The following is an 18,428-nucleotide window of genomic DNA, read 5'->3' as shown; positions in this document are numbered from 1 at the left end:
AAGGAAAAATAATCATGCATATTAAAGCCCGAGGTCGCCTCCTTGACTTATCCACTCCTCAAGTGATGGGGATTTTGAATGTTACTCCTGATTCATTCTCAGATGGTGGCACTCATAATCGTTATCATGATGCTCTAGATCATGTCGCTAAAATGGTACAAGAAGGGGCTACGATTATTGATATTGGCGGCGAGTCAACCCGACCGGGCGCGGCTGAGGTTTCTATCAGTGAAGAACTTGACCGTGTTGTACCTGTTGTGGAAGCGATTGCAAAGCGTTTTGATGTTTGGATCTCTGTAGACACGTCAAAAGCCCAAGTAATGGATGAGGCAGCTAAGGCTGGGATGCATATCATCAATGATATCCGCTCCTTACATGAAGATGGTTCCCTTGAAGTAGCTGCAAAACTAGGATTGCCCGTCTGCATTATGCACATGCAAGGTCAGCCGAGAACCATGCAAGATGCCCCCGATTATGTAGATGTAGTAAAAGAAGTTAAAGAATATCTTGCCCGTGAAATTGAGCGCTGCATGAAGGCGGGAATTGATAAACAGCAAATAATCCTCGATCCAGGCTTTGGTTTTGGTAAGAACCTGTCGCATAATTACCAGTTACTAGCGCATTTAGATCAATTTCATGATTTCGGACTACCGCTCTTGGCAGGGATGTCACGAAAATCTATGATTGGACAATTATTAAATGTTCCACCTCAAGAACGTCTAGCGGGTAGCTTAGCGTGTGCCACGATTGCGGCAATGCAAGGAGCGCAGATTATCCGAGTTCATGATGTGAAAGAGACAGTACAAGCAATGCAAGTCGTTCAGATGACTCTGTCAGAAAAGGAAAAATTAGCGTATGAGTAACCGTAAATATTTTGGTACTGATGGTATCCGTGGCAAAGTGGGCGATAGCCCAATTACGCCTGATTTTGTTTTAAAATTAGGCTGGGCTGCGGGTAAAGTACTGGCTCGTCACGGCTCACGTAAAATTATCATTGGTAAAGATACGCGTATTTCTGGCTACATGCTGGAATCTTCATTAGAAGCTGGCTTAGCTGCTGCAGGGTTATCTGCTTCCTTCACAGGCCCAATGCCAACGCCAGCAGTGGCTTATTTGACTCGCACTTTCCGCGCAGAAGCTGGGATCGTCATTTCAGCTTCCCACAACCCTTACTATGATAATGGGATCAAATTCTTCTCCATCGACGGGACTAAACTGCCTGACGAAGTTGAAGAAGCCATTGAAGCGGAAATGGAAAAACCAATCACGTGCGTTGAATCTGCGGAGCTGGGTCGTGCGAACCGCATCGTCGATGCCGCAGGACGTTACATTGAATTCTGCAAAGGGACTTTCCCGAACGAGCAAAGCTTAAATAGCCTCAAAGTTGTTTTAGACTGTGCTAACGGTGCAACTTACCACATCGCACCTAACGTCTTTAGTGAATTAGGCGCTCAAGTCATCACTATGGGTTGCGATCCTAATGGGATCAACATCAACGAAGAGTGTGGTGCAACCGACGTTCGTAAGCTGCAAGAGCGTGTTTTAGCTGAAAAAGCGGATGTAGGTTTAGCATTTGATGGTGACGGCGACCGCATTATCATGGTTGACCATCAAGGTAACAAAGTCGATGGTGATCAAATTCTGTATATCATCGCTCGTGAAGCGCTTCGCCAAGGTCAGTTAAAAGGTGGTGTTGTCGGTACACTGATGAGCAATATGGGGTTAGAAATTGCGCTGAAACAGCTGGGTATTCCATTTGAACGAGCAAAAGTGGGCGACCGCTATGTTCTGGAAAAACTCCAAGAAAAAGGCTGGCGCATGGGGGCTGAAAACTCAGGTCATGTGATTTTATTAGATAAAACCACAACAGGCGACGGTATTGTTGCGGGTCTGCAAGTATTGAGCGCCATGGTGCGTAACCATATGAGCCTGCACGATTTATGCAGCGGAATGAAGCTTCTACCTCAAATTCTGGTCAACGTACGCTTTAAAGGCAAACACGATCCTCTGCAAAGTGATGCTGTTATTGCGGCAAATGAGCAAGTGGAAAAAGAGTTAGCCGGTAAAGGTCGTGTATTGCTGAGAAAATCAGGTACTGAACCGCTGATTCGTGTCATGGTTGAAGGTGAGCACGAAGAAACTGTCACCGAAATGGCGAACCGTATTGCTGATGCAGTTAAAGCCGCGGGTTAATGTCTTACATGCTCCCTTTAGTGGATAAAAATCCGCTGGAGGGAGGTGAATAACGGAGTTGAGCATTATTTCGATAGTTTGCTGTTTTTTTCTTCAAATAGTTAAATGAAATCAAAATAGACTTGCTTGTCGGCTCAGCTTTGGTTAGTATTCGCACCTGCTCAATTCTGTAATAATGTTTTGAGTAGGTGTGCAGTATAAGGGTCATAGCATAGGCTATGCGCCGTAACTGAATAGGTAACTCAAATGTATATAGCTCTTTTAGTTGTTTTCTTGCTCGCGGCTATCGGCCTAATTGGTCTGGTCATGTTACAGCAAGGTAAAGGTGCTGACATGGGGGCATCATTCGGTGCGGGCGCTTCTGCAACACTGTTTGGTTCATCGGGCTCAGGTAACTTCATGACCCGTATGACTGGAATCTTGGCTGCTGTGTTTTTCATCATCAGTTTAATTCTTGGCAACATGACTGCCAATAAATATGGAACTGGTGCAGGTAGTAAGTGGGAAAACATTAGCGAACCGGCAAAAGTCGAGCAACCAACAGACGTTCCGGCAGCACCAGCAACACCAACGAGCGATATTCCTCGTTAAGTGTGACAGATTCCGAATGACGACTTTATGTCTTCATTAGTAGTAAAGCAGTAAGAAGTTAAAAATTTGAGGTTATTGATTGTTAAATTAGTAACCTCGCCTCAGTGCCGAGGTGGTGAAATTGGTATACACGCTACCTTGAGGTGGTAGTGCCTACAAAACGGGCGTACGGGTTCAAGTCCCGTCCTCGGCACCATTATTTTAGACGACTTGTGAACTCACAATAGTCAGTGTAAAATAGTCACGTTTCGAACGCGGGATGGAGCAGCATGGTAGCTCGTCGGGCTCATAACCCGAAGGTCGTTGGTTCAAATCCAGCTCCCGCAACCATTTCTCTTAGTCATACATATCTTGTCGCAACAATATCAGATATCGTTATCGTAATTTCTCATCGATTTATCTAGATTTTCAAGGTATACTAAGAGCACGGTAAACCCATGTACTATGGGTCCAGTTACAAAAGCCCCGAATTTCGGGGTTTTTTGTTATTTGACAATCGAATTAACTGGGCTTTATGCCCTTTTTTTATGTCTGGGGGTGGGCTTGTCCACATTAGAGCAAAAATTAACAGAGATGGTTTCTGCACCAGTGGAAGCACTAGGCTTTGAATTTGTAGGCTTAGAATTTGTTCGCGGGCGCACGTCGACACTGCGTATTTTCATTGATAGTGAAGAAGGCATCACTGTTGATGACTGTGCTGATGTCAGCCATCAAGTAAGTGCAGTATTGGATGTCGAAGATCCAATTTCTGTGATTTATAACCTTGAAATATCGTCACCGGGTATGGAACGTCCACTGTTCACCATCGCTCATTATGAGCGTTTCATGGGTGAAGAGGTGGCTCTGTCACTGCGTATCGCGATGCAGAACCGTCGTAGATGGCAAGGTATTATCAAAGCCGTTGATGGTGAAATGATTACGGTTACTGTAGATGGTAAGGATGAGGTGTTCGCCCTCGGCAACATCCAGAAAGCTAACTTGGTACCACACTTTTAATTAAGTTCAATGAGGCAACTAGGATGAACAAAGAAATTCTGGCTGTTGTTGAAGCGGTTTCTAACGAAAAATCCCTCCCTCGTGAAAAAATCTTCGAGGCTCTGGAAACTGCGCTGGCGACAGCAACTAAAAAGAAATATGAGCAAGAGATTGATGTTCGCGTAGAAATCGACCGTAAATCGGGTGATTTCGATACGTTTCGTCGTTGGGTAATTGTCGACGAAGTCACAATGCCAACGCGTGAAATTACACTGGAAGCTGCGCAATTTGAAGATCCTGCATTGCAGCTAGGTGAATACGTCGAAGACCAAATCGAATCTGTTGTATTTGACCGTATTACCACGCAAACCGCGAAGCAAGTTATCGTACAAAAAGTACGTGAAGCTGAGCGTGCGATGGTGGTTGACCAATTCCGTGAGCAACAAGGTGAAATCATCACTGCTCAGGTTAAAAAAGTTAACCGTGAAAACATTACCTTAGATTTAGGTAATAACGCAGAAGCTGTGATCCTGCGCGAAGATATGCTACCACGCGAAAACTTCCGTCCAGGTGACCGTATTCGCGGCGTACTGTATGATGTTCGTCCTGAAGCACGCGGTGCACAGCTTTTTGTTACTCGTTCTCGTCCAGAGATGCTGGTTGAATTATTCCGCATCGAAGTACCAGAAATTGGCGAAGAGATCATTGAGATCAAAGCAGCAGCTCGCGATCCAGGTTCTCGTGCAAAAATCGCAGTAAAAACTAACGACAAACGTATCGACCCAGTTGGTGCTTGTGTTGGTATGCGCGGTGCTCGTGTTCAAGCTGTCTCTAGTGAGTTAGGCGGCGAGAGAATCGACATTGTGTTATGGGATGATAACCCAGCGCAATTCGTTATTAATGCTATGGCTCCGGCTGATGTGGCATCTATTGTGGTTGATGAAGACAACTGTACGATGGATGTTGCCGTTGAAAGCAGCAACTTAGCGCAAGCAATTGGACGTAATGGACAAAACGTTCGCTTAGCAGCTCAGTTACTGAAAATCCATCGTGGTGATGACAAGTGGGAACTGAATGTCATGACTGCGGAAGAGCTGAATGCAAAACATCAGGCAGAAGCACACGCTTCTATTGAAACATTCACTAAGCATCTAGATATTGATGAAGAGTTTGCTACAACACTTGTTGAAGAAGGCTTCTCTACATTAGAAGAACTGGCTTACGTGCCTATTAAAGAACTTCTGGAAATTGACGGTCTTGATGAAGAAACCGTTGAAGTTCTACGTGAAAGAGCAAAAGCTGCCCTCACCACAATTGAACTAGCTCAAAAAGAGAGCTTGGGTGATAATCAGCCAGCAGAAGATTTGTTGAATCTTGATGGTATGGATCGTACTCTGGCCTATAATTTGGCTACTCACGGTATCTGTACACTGGAAGATCTTGCTGAGCAGGGCATCGACGACCTGATTGATATCGAAGGTCTGAATAATGAGAAAGCAGGCGAACTCATTATGGCAGCACGTAATATTTGCTGGTTCGGAAACGATGCGTAAACACTGTAGCAGGAAGGAACGGCATGACAGAAACTGTAAAATCACTGGCAACGGAAATTCAAACCACAGTTGAGCGCCTGGTACAGCAATTTGCTGAAGCAGGGATCACGAAAGGTGCGAATGACTCTGTTAGCCAGACTGAGAAAGAAACTTTACTGAACCACTTAAACCGCGAACAAGGCGGAGCAGCGGGGCAGCCAAGTAAGTTAACATTGCAGCGTAAAACTCGTAGTACGCTGAGTGTTCCAGTCACCGGTGGCAAAAGCAAATCGGTAAATGTTGAAGTCCGCAAAAAACGCACTTATGTGAACCGCGACGCTGAAGAAGCGCAAGCGGAAGAGCAGGCGCAGCGTGAAGCGGAAGAGCAAGCACAGCGCGAAGCTGAGGAACTGGCAAAACGTGAAGCAGAAGCGAAACGTGCAGCAGAAGATGCTGCAAAACGTGACGCAGAAGCTAACGCAAAACGTGAAGCCGAAGAGAAAGCAAAACGTGAAGCAGCTGATAAAGCTACGCGCGAAGTAGCGGAAAGAGAAAAAGTGAAACAAAGCGAAAATCAAAAACCAAGCAAAGCGGCAACTGAAAGTAACGCTGACAAACAGCGCCTTGAAGCCGAAGCTGCTGAACTGAAACGCAAAGCGGAAGAAGAAACTCAACGTAAAGTTGAAGCTGATGCGCGCCGTGTTGCTGAAGAAGCCCGTAAAATGGCTGAAGAAAAAGGCGAAGACTGGAACTCAGATAGCAAATCTGAAGATGATAGCGACTATCACACAACAACATCTACCCACGCTCGTGCGGCGGAAGATGAAAGTGATGAGAAAGAAGAAGGTCGTCGTTCACGTAACCGTTCTGCTAAAGCACCTCGCCAGAAGAAAGGAAACAAACTTTCTGAAAAAGCGGATCGCGAAGAAGAACGCGCTGCAGGTCGTTCAGGCCGCACTAAAGGTAAGCAACGTAAAGGCAGTTCTTTACAACAAAGCTTCACCAAACCAGTTGCAGCGGTAAACCGTGACGTCGTTATCGGCGAAACTATCACTGTTGGCGAATTAGCTAATAAGATGGCAGTTAAAGGCTCCCAAGTCATCAAAACGATGATGAAAATGGGTGCAATGGCAACCATCAACCAAGTGATTGACCAAGAAACTGCACAATTAGTGGCAGAAGAAATGGGTCACAAAGTTATTCTGCGTCGTGAGAATGAGTTAGAAGAATCGGTAATGAACGACCGTGACACTGGCTCAGCAGTTAAAGAAGCTCGCGCGCCAGTTGTTACCATCATGGGTCACGTTGACCACGGTAAAACCTCTTTACTGGACTACATTCGTTCAACGAAAGTAGCATCAGGCGAAGCAGGTGGTATTACTCAGCACATCGGTGCATACCATGTTCAAACTGACAAAGGTATGATCACCTTCTTAGACACCCCAGGTCACGCCGCGTTTACATCAATGCGTGCTCGTGGTGCTCAGGCAACGGATATCGTTGTTCTGGTTGTTGCTGCGGATGATGGTGTTATGCCACAAACAATCGAAGCTATCCAGCATGCGAAAGCAGCAGGTGTGCCAATCGTTGTTGCGGTCAACAAAATGGATAAACCAGAAGCTGACCCAGATCGCGTCAGAAATGAGTTGTCTCAGTACGGCGTTATTTCTGAAGAGTGGGGCGGTGACACTCAGTTTATCGGTGTATCTGCGAAAGTGGGTACCGGCATCGATGAACTGTTAGATGCTATCTTGCTGCAAGCTGAAGTTTTAGAACTGAAAGCGGTATATGCAGGCATGGCAAGCGGTGTGGTTGTTGAATCTTACCTAGACAAAGGTCGTGGCCCAGTGGCAACTATCTTAGTTCAAGAAGGTACATTGAACAAAGGCGACATCGTACTGTGTGGATTTGAATACGGCCGTATTCGTGCAATGCGCAACGAATTAGGTAAAGAAGTTCTGTCTGCCGGCCCTTCAATGCCAGTTGAGATCCTGGGTCTGTCCAGTGTTCCTTCAGCAGGTGATGAAGCGACAGTTGTTCGTGATGAGAAAAAAGCGCGTGAAGTTGCCCTGTATCGTCAAGGTAAATTCCGCGATGTGAAATTAGCTCGCCAGCAGAAATCTAAACTGGAAAACATGTTTGCTAACATGGAAGAAGGTAAAGTTTCTGAACTGAATATCGTACTGAAAACTGACGTTCAAGGTACCTGTGAAGCTATCACTGACTCTCTGATGAAACTGTCAACTGATGAAGTTAAAATCAAAATCATCGGTTCTGGCGTGGGTGGTATCACTGAAACTGATGCAACTCTGGCTGCAGCTTCTAATGCGATCATTCTTGGCTTTAACGTCCGTGCCGATGCATCTGCTCGTCGCGTCGTTGAAAGCGAAAGTGTTGATTTACGTTACTACTCCGTCATCTATAGCCTGATTGATGAAATCAAACAAGCGATGAGCGGTATGCTGGCACCTGAATACAAACAGCAAATCATGGGTCTTGCAGAAGTCCGTGATGTGTTCAAATCACCGAAGTTCGGTGCAGTTGCTGGTTGTATGGTTACTGAAGGTACCATCAAGCGTAATAACCCAATCCGTGTTCTGCGTGATAACGTGGTTATCTACGAAGGTGAGCTGGAATCACTGCGTCGCTTTAAAGATGACGTTAGCGAAGTTCGTAACGGTATGGAATGTGGTATCGGTGTTAAGAACTACAACGATGTCCGTGTCGGCGATATGATCGAAGTCTTTGAAGTTATCGAAGTTAAACGTTCAATCGACGGTTAATTTTGTGAGTACCCACGAAGTATCGTGGTGACAAAATAGTATTAATGAGGGGGCTATTGCCCCCTTTATTGTCAGGAGATTAACGATGGCAAAAGAATTCAGTCGTTCTCAGCGCGTAGCTCAAGAAATGCAAAAAGAAATTGCGATTATCTTGCAGCGCGAAATCAAAGATCCCCGTATTGGCATGGCAACCGTTTCTGGCGTAGAGCTGTCACGGGATCTGGCATACGGTAAAGTCTTCGTCACTTTCTTCAACTTTGCGAATGAAAAAAGTGAAGAAGAGATGGTTGCAGACGGCATTAAAGCATTAAATGAAGCGTCAGGTTTCATTCGTTCATTACTGGGGAAAGCAATGCGTTTACGTATTATTCCTGAGTTAACGTTTGAATATGACAACTCACTAGTTGATGGTATGCGTATGTCTAACTTAGTATCGAACGTGATTCGTAATGACGAAGAGCGTCGTGCAGGTACAGATAGTAAAGAGGAAAAATAATGGGGCGTCGTCGTAGCGGGCGCAATATTGACGGCGTTGTGCTGTTAGATAAGCCCACCGATATTTCCTCAAACGATGCGCTGCAAAAAGTGCGGCGCTTTTTCAATGCGAATAAAGCTGGGCACACGGGGGCACTTGACCCATTAGCGACAGGCATGCTGCCAGTCTGCCTTGGCGAAGCGACGAAATTTTCACAGTTTTTACTCGATTCAGATAAGCGCTATCGGGTGATTGCTCGCCTTGGTCAACGGACAGATACTTCCGACTCCCATGGTGAAATCATCAGCGAACGCGATATCACTTTTACGGCACAGCAACTTGAAGAAGCCCTCGAACATTTTCGTGGGGATACCCTGCAAGTGCCTTCCATGTATTCAGCGCTGAAACACCAAGGGCGCCCATTGTATGAATACGCACGTAAAGGTATCACGGTAGAGCGTGAAGCCCGCCCGATTACAGTGTATGAACTTCAGTTTCTTCGTTGGGATAACAACGAATTAGAACTGGAAATTCACTGTTCTAAAGGCACCTATATTCGGACTATTATTGACGATTTAGGTGAAATGTTAGGATGCGGTGCGCACGTAACTTATCTGCGTCGTGTACAAGTGGCAAATTATCCTTACGATCGCATGGTCACGTTGGAACAATTAGCTGCTTTGAGGGCAAAAGTGGATGCGGGAGAAGGTTCATTTGAATCCTTGCTCGATTCGCTATTATTGCCAATGGATACCGCAGTGGTTCATTTTCCTGCAGTGAATATTACTGAGGAAACAGCCGCGTATTTTAAACAGGGTCAACCTGTACGTGGTGATGTAAAAGACCTAGTGGAAGGCGACATGATCCGCGTCACTTGTGGTTCAGAGCAGCGGTTTATCGGTATTGCTTTGATTAGTGAAGATGGACGTATTGCACCGAAGCGTTTGGTCGTTGAAAATGAACCGTCCGCATAATGGCGCTTATTGCTTTGCTGCCCTAAGCAGCGTAGAATGACGGCGCTAAATCTTGAGATGCTAAATTAGAGATTGGCTCTCATCACTTAAATTTATATTATTTTGGAGTTTATTATGTCTCTAAGTACTGAAGCGAAAGCGAAAATCGTTGCTGAATTCGGCCGCGGTGAAAACGACACGGGTTCAAGCGAAGTTCAAATCGCTCTGTTAACTGCACAAATCAACCATCTGCAAGGTCACTTCTCCGAGCACAAAAAAGATCACCACAGCCGTCGTGGTCTGCTGCGTATGGTTGCTCAGCGTCGTCGTTTACAAGCTTACCTGAAAGGTAAAGATATCGCACGTTACACAGCGCTGATCGAGCGTCTGGGTCTGCGTCGTTAATCTTGTCAGTTTCAGAGGAAAGGGGCCAAATGGCCCCTTTTCTTCTAAAAATTAGTTGAAAGTTGAAGTAATACTCGAATTATACTTAACTAAAATGTTAAGCTATTATCGATAATTGACTGTTTTAATTAAAACCACTTAAAACTACATCCGTATTCGCGCGACTAATGAGAGAATTGATGATCGGAATATCAATCCTCTCATTAGTCGCGAGGCTGTAGTCAGAAAATAAACCATGCTACTTGAGAATCTCTCGTAGCCTTACAAAAAGGGTAATATTTTGTTAAATCCTATTGTTCGTAAGTTCCAGTATGGCCAGCATACCGTAACATTAGAAACAGGCATGATCGCACGCCAAGCAACGGCGGCGGTGATGGTAAACATGGATGACACTGCAGTATTCGTGACTGCTGTGGCACAGAAAAAAGTTAAAGAAGGGCAAGATTTCTTCCCTTTAACGGTTAACTACCAAGAGCGTACTTACGCTGCAGGTCGTATCCCAGGTAGCTTCTTCCGTCGTGAAGGCCGTCCTGGTGAAGGCGAAACTTTAGTTGCACGTCTGATTGACCGTCCATTACGTCCTCTGTTCCCAGAAGGCTTCCTGAACGAAATCCAAATCATCGCTACCGTTGTTTCTGTTAACCCACAAGTTAACCCAGATATCGTTGCGATGATCGGTGCATCTGCTGCACTGGCACTGTCTGGTGTTCCATTCAATGGTCCTATCGGTGCTGCACGTGTTGGTTTTATCAATGACCAATATGTTCTGAACCCAACTGCTGATGAATTAAAATCAAGCCGTCTGGATTTAGTCGTTGCAGGTACTGACAGCGCAGTATTAATGGTTGAATCAGAAGCTGAACTGTTAAGCGAAGAGCAAATGCTGGGTGCAGTGGTGTTCGGTCACGATCAACAACAAGTTGTTATTCAGAACATCAATGAATTAGTCAAAGAAGCGGGCAAAGAGAAATGGGATTGGCAGCCAGAGCCAGTTAACCAAGCTCTGCACGATCGCGTTGCTGCACTGGCTGAAAGCCGCATGGGCGATGCTTACCGTATCACTGAGAAACAAGAGCGTTATGCTCAAGTTGACTTAATCAAAGACGAAGTGATTGCAACTCTGGTTGCTGAAGATGAAAACGTCGATGTTTCTGAAGTGTCAGACATTCTTGCTCACTTAGAAAAACAAGTTGTTCGTAGCCGCGTTATCCGTGGTGAGCCACGTATCGATGGTCGTGAGAAAGACATGGTTCGTGCGCTGGACGTTCGTACTGGTGTTCTGCCACGTACTCACGGTTCTGCACTGTTCACCCGTGGTGAAACTCAGGCGCTGGTTACTGCAACATTAGGTACTGAGCGTGATGCACAGGTTATCGACCAATTAATGGGCGAATACACTGACCGCTTCTTATTCCACTACAACTTCCCTCCATACTCTGTTGGTGAGACTGGTATGGTTGGTTCACCTAAACGTCGTGAAATTGGTCACGGTCGCTTAGCGAAACGTGGTGTGCTGGCAGTTATGCCTTCACAAGCAGAATTCCCGTACACAGTACGTGTGGTTTCTGAAATCACGGAATCTAACGGTTCTTCTTCAATGGCATCTGTATGTGGTGCGTCTCTGGCTCTGATGGATGCTGGTGTACCAATTAAAGCTGCTGTTGCGGGTATCGCGATGGGTCTGGTGAAAGAAGGCGACGATTTCGTTGTCCTGTCTGACATCTTAGGTGACGAAGACCACTTAGGTGATATGGACTTTAAAGTAGCGGGTAGCCGTGACGGTATCAGCGCACTGCAAATGGATATCAAAATCGAAGGTATCACTCGCGAAATCATGCAAGTGGCTCTGAACCAAGCTAAAGGTGCGCGTCTGCATATCCTTGGCACAATGGAACAAGCTATCAATGGTCCACGTGAAGAGATCTCCGAGTTCGCTCCACGCATTTACACCATTCGTATCAACCCAGACAAGATCAAAGATGTCATCGGTAAAGGTGGTTCTGTTATCCGCGCATTAACGGAAGAAACAGGTACAACTATCGAAATCGAAGATGACGGTACTGTGAAGATCGCAGCAACTGATGGCCTGAAAGCGAAAGAAGCAATTCGTCGCATCGAAGACATCACAGCAGAAGTTGAAGTGGGTCGTATTTACCAAGGTAAAGTGACTCGTATCGTTGACTTCGGTGCATTCGTTGCTATCGGTGGTGGTAAAGAAGGTCTGGTTCACATTTCTCAAATCGCAGACAAGCGTGTAGAGAAAGTGACTGACTACCTGCAAATGGGTCAAGAAGTTCCTGTTAAGGTGTTAGAAATCGACCGTCAAGGCCGTATTCGCCTGAGCATGAAAGAAGCGGTTGCTGGCGAAGAAGCTCCAGCACAGCAGGAATCAGCAGAATAAGCTGACCGAAAGTGTAGCGCCTGATAAACTTAGGCGCTATCAGCCTAAATTTGCTGACTAGTGGTAATGTAAGGGCGTAGTATGCAGAACTGTATTAACTTTCGTTTTATCGATAGCCGCACCTTAGTTCGTGTGCTATCTGCGTTCATCTTTTTTATTATTATTGGATGTAGTAATAAAGATTGGCGTAAAAACGAGGTTTTTGCAGTTCCATTACAGCCTTCATTACAACAAGAAGTGATTTTGGCTCGTATGGAACAAATCCTTGCGAGCCGATCTTTAACCGATGATGAGTACGCGCAGCTTTTATATGAGCGCGGAGTACTGTATGATAGTCTCGGTTTAAGGGCGCTGGCACGTAATGATTTTTCAACTGCGTTGTCAATCCGTCCGGATATTCCTGAAATCTTTAACTTTTTAGGAATATATTTTACGCAGGCTGGCAACTATGATGCCGCCTATGAAGCGTTTGATTCTGTTTTAGAGCTTGATCCAACTTACAATTTCGCGCGAATGAATCGTGGCATCGCATTATATTACGGTGGACGATACAAATTAGCGCAGGATGATCTGCTGGCGTATTATCAGATAGATCCAAATGATCCTTTTCGTACTCTGTGGCTTTATCTCGTAGAGAAAGACATAGACCCGCGTATGGCACAAGACAATCTTGCTGCCCGCTACAACCAAGCGGAGAAAGGGCAATGGGGCTGGAATATCGTAGAATTCTATCTTGGCAATATCAATGAAACGACATTGATGGAGCGTTTGAAAGAGACATCTACGGATAACACTTCGCTCGCTGAGCATCTCAGTGAAACTAACTTCTATTTAGGTAAGCATTACCTAAGTCTGGGGGATAAGGATAGCGCAACTGCGTTATTCAAACTGACGGTAGCTAACAACGCACACAGCTTTGTTGAGCACCGCTACGCATTGTTGGAATTGGCGCTGTTAGGCCAAGAACAAGACGACCTATTAGAATCGGGCCAGCAATAGCTGACGAACATTTCTCTATTCATTTTTAAGCCATCATCCACCCGGGTGAGGGTTTATTTGTTCGTTTAATAACACAATTTGAGCCAGTTCACATTTTAAATGATAATGACCGAAATGATTTTCGCTCCGTTATGTAAACTGGCCGCCACTAAGTATGAGGCACCTTTACATGACGACTGAGACCGATATGTCTTTTGCTGATCTAGGTTTATCAGCATCTATTTTGAACGCACTAAGCGACCTGGGATACGAAAAACCATCTCCAATCCAGCAACAATGTATTCCATTGTTACTGGATGGGAATGATGTATTAGGTATGGCACAAACAGGTAGTGGTAAAACCGCTGCATTTGGTTTGCCATTACTGCATAACATCGACCCTGATTTAAAAGCGCCACAAATTTTAGTACTGGCACCGACACGTGAGTTAGCGGTGCAAGTTGCTGAAGCACTGAGCGATTTCTCTAAACACATGAACCGTGTCAACGTGGTTGCCTTATATGGCGGTCAACGTTATGACGTTCAACTTCGTGCATTACGCCAAGGACCACAAGTGGTTGTTGGTACTCCAGGTCGTCTGTTAGACCACCTGAAGCGCGGTACTTTAGATCTTTCTAAATTGAAAGGCTTAGTATTAGACGAAGCTGATGAAATGCTGCGTATGGGCTTCATCGATGATGTTGAAAACATCATGGGCCAGATTCCAGCAGAACACCAAACTGCGCTGTTCTCGGCAACAATGCCAGAACCAATCCGTCGTATTACTCGTCGCTTTATGAAAGATCCTAAAGAGATCCGCATTCAGTCGAGCATTACTACACGTCCAGATATCGCTCAAAGCTACTGGACTGTTTACGGCATGCGTAAAAATGAAGCGCTGGTACGTTTCTTAGAAGCTGAAGATTTCGATGCGGCGATTATTTTCGTTCGTACCAAAAACGCAACCTTAGAAGTTGCAGAAGCGCTTGAGCGTAATGGCTACAACAGTGCGGCACTGAATGGTGACATGAACCAAGCACTGCGTGAGCAAACATTAGAGCGCTTAAAAGATGGTCGTTTAGATATCCTGATCGCAACTGACGTTGCAGCACGTGGTCTGGATGTTGAGCGTATCAGCTTAGTCGTTAACTACGACATCCCAATGGATGCGGAATCTTACGTTCACCGTATCGGTCGTACTGGTCGTGCGGGTCGTGCGGGTCGTGCATTACTGTTCGTTGAGAACCGTGAGCGTCGTTTACTGCGCAACGTTGAACGTACAATGAAACTGACTATTCCTGAAGTGGAATTGCCAGATGCTGACGTATTAAGCCAACGTCGTCAGGCGAAATTTGCTGAACAAATCCAACAGCAATTAGAAAGCAGCGACTTAGATCAGTACCGTTCACTGCTAGCGAAAATGTCTCCATCTGAAGATGTGGATATGGAAACCTTAGCAGCGGCATTACTGAAAATGGCTCAAGGCGAACGCGCTCTGATCCTGCCACCAGATGCACCACGTCGTCCACGTCGTGAATTCAACGACCGTGATGACCGTCGTGGTAATGATCGTCGTGACCGCAACAGCAACGGCAACGGTTTTGACCGTGCAGAGCGCGGCGACCGTGGTGCTCGTCGTGAGCGTCGTGATGTTGGCGATATGGAAATGTACCGTATCGAAGTGGGTCGTGATGACGGTGTTGAAGTTCGTCATATCGTTGGTGCGATTGCGAACGAAGCAGACATCAGCAGCCGCTACATTGGTAACATCAAACTGTTTGGTACTCACTCAACTATCGAGTTACCAAAAGGTATGCCAAGCGAAGTGTTAACTCACTTAAGCCGTGCGCGTGTACTGAACAAACCAATGCAAATGCAACTGATTGGTGATGCTCAACCATTTGAGCGTCGTGGCGGTGGCGAACGTCGTGGTGGCCCACGTCGTGAAGGCGGCAGCGAAGGTGGTTTCGGTGCAGGTCGTCGTAATGACCGTAGTGGTGATCGTGATGGTCGTCGTAGCGGTGGTGATCGCGAAGGCTTCAGCGGCAACCGTCGTGGTGGAAATCGCGATGGTGGCAACCGTGACCGTGGTAACTCTGCACCGCGCCAAGATGGCAACAATGCAGCGCCACGTCGTCGTAGCAGCAGCCACAACGCATAATAGCGCTATCCAGCCACGTTAATGTGGCTGAGATAAATACAAAAAACCCGCATTCTAAAATGCGGGTTTTTTTATGCAGTTAATAAGGCTTTCGCTTCTCGCTGAGGCATAGGCAGTGATGCTCGGCTCACCACCACTTTTTTTACTCGCTGATTAAATGCCCCGTAAACAATTTCGCTAAATAGGCGCTCTTCCACCATATTCACGCCCCCTTCAATAATTTCGAGGGCTTGAACCAAAACACGATGTTTCGACGCAAAAGGGCGACGGACTTTTAGACCCATATCGCAGACCAACTGATACAGCACAAACTCGGCTTTAAAAAAATCCCCGATAACCATCCTTTGGACTGAAAACTCACCCGTTGCACTGCGTTCTTCATGGGTGTCGAGATTTTTCAATGTCATCGAATTAGTCCGAATTTGCAGGTAAAAATCAGCCATAACCTTTTCTCCTGAGTCACTCGTTAAATTAGCCCTAGCGCTTCTTTCAATGGTTTTAAATAGCGGCGGCTAACGGGAATATGCCCACCTGAGCATAGCACCAATTCGGCTTGTCCATTATCCCCAAATAAAATCTCTCTGAGCTGGGCCATATTCACTAAATATTGACGATGGCAACGCACTAACGACGTACGCATTTCTAATGTGCGCAAGGTTAATTCGGTAAAGCCTTCTTGTCCTTGGGTACTCATCACATACACGCCGCTCATACGTGAAGTGACATATTGGACATCATCTAATTTCATCAAATAAATGCGGCTGTGTCCGGTACAAGGAATAAATTTGAGCGGTTCGTTGTTATCGAGAAGCTCGAGATTCTGTTTCTGTTTATTTTGACGTAAACGAGCTAAAGTCTTTGCCAATCTTTCTGGTTCAAGGGGTTTAAGTAGATAGTCGAAAGCATGCTCTTCGAAAGCTTGGATAGCAAACTCATTAAATGCCGTCAGAAAAACAATATGTGGGCGCTCTTCAGGATCGAGCATACGCACCATTTCTAATCCCGTAACTCGGGGCATTTGAATATCTAAAAACACCACATCAGGCTTTTTTTTGTGGATCAAACCGATGGCTTCAATGGCATTGGCGCACTCGCCAATAATTTCGATATCGTCATGCTCCTCAAGTAAGCAGCGCACGTTTTCACGTGCTAGGGGTTCGTCATCAACGATCAATACATTCATAGCGTTATTATCATTTATTATGTGCAATGTGATTAAGTGGACATGTAGGGCAAGCGAATTTTCACGCGGGTGAATTTTTCAGGTTCATACTCCACGCCTATTCCATATTTTTCACCGTATTTCAGGCGCAAGCGTTTATCGACTAAGCCCATCCCTAAGCCGTCAGACTGTCCACTTGGCTGGTATAAACCGGCATTATCTTCGATTTCAATATAGACATGTTCACAGCGAATATAGCTACGTATTGTAATGTATCCGGTATTTAATAACTGTGAAGTGCCATGTTTTATTGCGTTTTCGACAATCGGTTGCAGTGTGAACGCGGGTAATTCCACCTGTTTAACTTCATCGGGGATATCTAAATGGATCTGCAAACTCTCTTGGAATCGCGCCTTTTCAATTTGTAGGTATGAATTGATGTGCTCAATTTCTTCCCCTAGTGTCGCATTCTGCTCTGGACGTTTTAAGTTATTACGAAAGAAGGTGGAGATATATTGCACAAGCTGTCCCGCTTGCTGGCTATCTTTGCGGATCACAGCCTGTAATGTGTTGAGCACATTAAAGAGAAAATGCGGGTTCACTTGTGCGTGAAGCAGTTTGACTTCCGATTGCAGTAAGGATTGTTTATTACGCTCATATTGCCCTGCCAAAATTTGGGCAGAAAACAGGCTGGCAATTCCTTCCCCTAGCGTACGGTTGATGGAGCTAAAGAGGCTATTTTTGGCTTGGTATAATTTGATGGTTCCAATGACTCGCTGGTTTTCACCTCTAAGTGGGATCACAAGGGTTGAGCCCAGTTTGCATGAAGAGCTTAATGAGCATTTATAGGGAGTTTCGTTACCATCGGCATAGACCACTTCATTATTATCAATGGCCTGCCTGGATTGAATGGATGAGATAGGTGTCCCCGGAATGTGGTGATCGGAGCCTAGTCCGATAAAGGCGAGAATTTTTTCTCGATCCGTAATGGCCACCGCACCAATATCCAACTCTTGATAAATAATTTTCGCCACTTTCATGCTGTTATCCGTATTGAAGCCTTTACGCAAAATACCTTCAGTACATAGGGCGATTTTCAAGGCTTGAGCGGAGAATGCTGTGGTGTATTTCTCGACGATGGCGCGTCTATCCAGCAATATACGGATAAACATGGCTGCCCCGATGGTATTGGCAATGATCATCGGTGCGGCAATATTTTTCACTAATTCATAGGATTCATCGAATGGACGAGCGATGAGTAAAATAATCAGCATCTGGATGATTTCAGCGAAAAAGGTCACGCAGCTGGCGGTAACAGGGTTAAAAATTTTATTAATTTCCCCGCGCTTCATATAGTAGCGATGGACCAGACCACCAATTAAGCCTTCGACAATGGTCGAGATCATACAAGCGAAAGCGCTCATTCCACCCAAAGAGTATCGGTGGATCCCACCCGTAAACCCAACAGCAAAACCCACCGCAGGGCCGCCTAATAATCCGCCAAGTACAGCGCCAATAGCACGAGTGTTAGCTATGGAATCATTGATATGTAAACCAAAATAAGTACCGATGATGCAAAATACTGAGAAAATCAGGTAGCACATCACTTTATGAGGTAAGCGGATAGTAACCTTAAGAAGTGGGGTGACCAATGGAGTGCGGCTGAGTGCCCAAGCGATAACAAGGTAAACGCACATTTGTTGTAGTAGTAATAAAATTAAGTCAAATTCGTACATGCTCGTCATATTTCACATTATGGGGGTGTTGACTACGTTCAGTGGGTTTAGCCATATACTTTTGGGGGATATTGTATCTTATT

Annotated in this window: 15 protein-coding genes and 2 tRNA genes; 14 read left to right on the top strand and 3 right to left on the bottom strand. The window is 45.5% G+C overall.

The window, feature by feature from the left end; genetic code table 11:
* Positions 1-14 precede the first annotated feature (14 nt).
* The 14 genes from folP (at position 15) to GKR48_RS16150 (ending at position 15,447) form a co-directional block, all read left to right on the top strand.
* Positions 15-863, top strand: coding sequence for a dihydropteroate synthase (folP, locus tag GKR48_RS16215; RefSeq protein WP_154628827.1), 849 nt, complete (start codon positions 15-17; stop codon positions 861-863).
* A complete protein-coding gene (gene glmM / locus GKR48_RS16210; protein ID WP_154628826.1) occupies positions 856-2,193 on the top strand; it encodes a phosphoglucosamine mutase in 1,338 nt (445 codons plus the stop codon). The genes folP and glmM overlap by 8 nt, the downstream gene beginning before the upstream one ends.
* A gap of 246 nt (positions 2,194-2,439) precedes the next feature.
* On the top strand, positions 2,440-2,784 hold the full coding sequence (gene secG, locus GKR48_RS16205) for a preprotein translocase subunit SecG (RefSeq protein ID WP_036949048.1): 345 nt from the start codon (positions 2,440-2,442) through the stop codon (positions 2,782-2,784).
* A 106-nt stretch (positions 2,785-2,890) separates the two neighbouring features.
* Positions 2,891-2,980 (top strand) — tRNA-Leu (locus GKR48_RS16200).
* Between the two features lie 57 nt (positions 2,981-3,037).
* Positions 3,038-3,114, top strand: a tRNA-Met gene (locus tag GKR48_RS16195).
* A 213-nt stretch (positions 3,115-3,327) separates the two neighbouring features.
* Positions 3,328-3,780, top strand: coding sequence for a ribosome maturation factor RimP (gene rimP / locus GKR48_RS16190; RefSeq protein ID WP_006662411.1), 453 nt, complete (start codon positions 3,328-3,330; stop codon positions 3,778-3,780).
* A gap of 23 nt (positions 3,781-3,803) precedes the next feature.
* Positions 3,804-5,312, top strand: a complete 1,509-nt coding sequence (nusA, locus tag GKR48_RS16185) for a transcription termination factor NusA (RefSeq protein ID WP_006662412.1) — start codon at positions 3,804-3,806, stop codon at positions 5,310-5,312.
* Positions 5,313-5,335: 23 nt separating this feature from the next.
* Entirely contained in the window at positions 5,336-8,074 is a 2,739-nt protein-coding gene (gene infB, locus GKR48_RS16180) for a translation initiation factor IF-2 (RefSeq protein ID WP_132496363.1), read from the top strand.
* 85 nt (positions 8,075-8,159) lie between these two features.
* Positions 8,160-8,570, top strand: coding sequence for a 30S ribosome-binding factor RbfA (gene rbfA, locus GKR48_RS16175; protein ID WP_036949056.1), 411 nt, complete (start codon positions 8,160-8,162; stop codon positions 8,568-8,570).
* Complete coding sequence (gene truB, locus GKR48_RS16170; protein ID WP_154628825.1) at positions 8,570-9,523, top strand: tRNA pseudouridine(55) synthase TruB; 954 nt, start codon at positions 8,570-8,572, stop codon at positions 9,521-9,523. The genes rbfA and truB overlap by 1 nt, the downstream gene beginning before the upstream one ends.
* Before the next feature lie 114 nt (positions 9,524-9,637).
* Positions 9,638-9,907: a 30S ribosomal protein S15 gene (gene rpsO, locus GKR48_RS16165; RefSeq protein ID WP_006814502.1), complete on the top strand. Its 270-nt coding sequence runs from the start codon at positions 9,638-9,640 to the stop codon at positions 9,905-9,907.
* A 280-nt stretch (positions 9,908-10,187) separates the two neighbouring features.
* Complete coding sequence (gene pnp, locus GKR48_RS16160) at positions 10,188-12,308, top strand: polyribonucleotide nucleotidyltransferase (RefSeq protein ID WP_154628824.1); 2,121 nt, start codon at positions 10,188-10,190, stop codon at positions 12,306-12,308.
* Between the two features lie 81 nt (positions 12,309-12,389).
* The gene (gene nlpI / locus GKR48_RS16155; RefSeq protein WP_154599704.1) at positions 12,390-13,307 is read left to right on the top strand and encodes a lipoprotein NlpI; all 918 of its coding nucleotides are present in this window, start codon (positions 12,390-12,392) and stop codon (positions 13,305-13,307) included.
* 169 nt (positions 13,308-13,476) lie between these two features.
* Positions 13,477-15,447 carry a DEAD/DEAH family ATP-dependent RNA helicase gene (locus GKR48_RS16150; RefSeq protein ID WP_154628823.1) on the top strand — a complete coding sequence of 657 codons (1,971 nt, stop codon included), beginning with the start codon at positions 13,477-13,479 and terminating at the stop codon, positions 15,445-15,447.
* Positions 15,448-15,518: 71 nt separating this feature from the next.
* Here the strand turns inward: GKR48_RS16150 and GKR48_RS16145 are convergent, their stop codons facing one another.
* From GKR48_RS16145 to GKR48_RS16135, 3 genes are read right to left on the bottom strand one after another with little or no spacing between them, the layout of a single operon-like run.
* Positions 15,519-15,890: a YjaA family stress response protein gene (locus GKR48_RS16145; protein ID WP_154628822.1), complete on the bottom strand. Its 372-nt coding sequence runs from the start codon at positions 15,888-15,890 to the stop codon at positions 15,519-15,521.
* A 23-nt stretch (positions 15,891-15,913) separates the two neighbouring features.
* Complete coding sequence (gene btsR, locus GKR48_RS16140) at positions 15,914-16,630, bottom strand: two-component system response regulator BtsR (RefSeq protein WP_154628821.1); 717 nt, start codon at positions 16,628-16,630, stop codon at positions 15,914-15,916.
* A 32-nt stretch (positions 16,631-16,662) separates the two neighbouring features.
* Positions 16,663-18,345, bottom strand: a complete 1,683-nt coding sequence (locus GKR48_RS16135) for a sensor histidine kinase (RefSeq protein WP_154628893.1) — start codon at positions 18,343-18,345, stop codon at positions 16,663-16,665.
* Between the last annotated feature and the right edge of the window lie 83 nt (positions 18,346-18,428).

Origin of the sequence: Providencia sp. wls1943, from assembly GCF_009706275.1 — a bacterium.
In the GTDB taxonomy this organism is placed as follows: Bacteria; Pseudomonadota; Gammaproteobacteria; order Enterobacterales; family Enterobacteriaceae; genus Providencia; species Providencia zhijiangensis.
The sequence above is the reverse complement of the archived record's forward strand: the minus strand, read 5'-3'. Positions and strand labels throughout refer to the sequence as shown.

Excerpts from the sequence above, each read along its gene's own strand:
- folP (WP_154628827.1), top strand. The coding sequence starts at position 15 with ATGCATATTAAAGCCCGAGGTCGCCTCCTTGACTTATCCACTCCTCAA.
- glmM (WP_154628826.1), top strand. The coding sequence starts at position 856 with ATGAGTAACCGTAAATATTTTGGTACTGATGGTATCCGTGGCAAAGTG.
- secG (WP_036949048.1), top strand. The coding sequence starts at position 2,440 with ATGTATATAGCTCTTTTAGTTGTTTTCTTGCTCGCGGCTATCGGCCTA.
- nusA (WP_006662412.1), top strand. The coding sequence starts at position 3,804 with ATGAACAAAGAAATTCTGGCTGTTGTTGAAGCGGTTTCTAACGAAAAA.
- infB (WP_132496363.1), top strand. The coding sequence starts at position 5,336 with ATGACAGAAACTGTAAAATCACTGGCAACGGAAATTCAAACCACAGTT.
- rbfA (WP_036949056.1), top strand. The coding sequence starts at position 8,160 with ATGGCAAAAGAATTCAGTCGTTCTCAGCGCGTAGCTCAAGAAATGCAA.
- truB (WP_154628825.1), top strand. The coding sequence starts at position 8,570 with ATGGGGCGTCGTCGTAGCGGGCGCAATATTGACGGCGTTGTGCTGTTA.
- rpsO (WP_006814502.1), top strand. The coding sequence starts at position 9,638 with ATGTCTCTAAGTACTGAAGCGAAAGCGAAAATCGTTGCTGAATTCGGC.
- nlpI (WP_154599704.1), top strand. The coding sequence starts at position 12,390 with ATGCAGAACTGTATTAACTTTCGTTTTATCGATAGCCGCACCTTAGTT.
- GKR48_RS16150 (WP_154628823.1), top strand. The coding sequence starts at position 13,477 with ATGACGACTGAGACCGATATGTCTTTTGCTGATCTAGGTTTATCAGCA.
- GKR48_RS16145 (WP_154628822.1), bottom strand. The coding sequence starts at position 15,890 with ATGGCTGATTTTTACCTGCAAATTCGGACTAATTCGATGACATTGAAA.
- btsR (WP_154628821.1), bottom strand. The coding sequence starts at position 16,630 with ATGAATGTATTGATCGTTGATGACGAACCCCTAGCACGTGAAAACGTG.
- GKR48_RS16135 (WP_154628893.1), bottom strand. The coding sequence starts at position 18,345 with ATGTACGAATTTGACTTAATTTTATTACTACTACAACAAATGTGCGTT.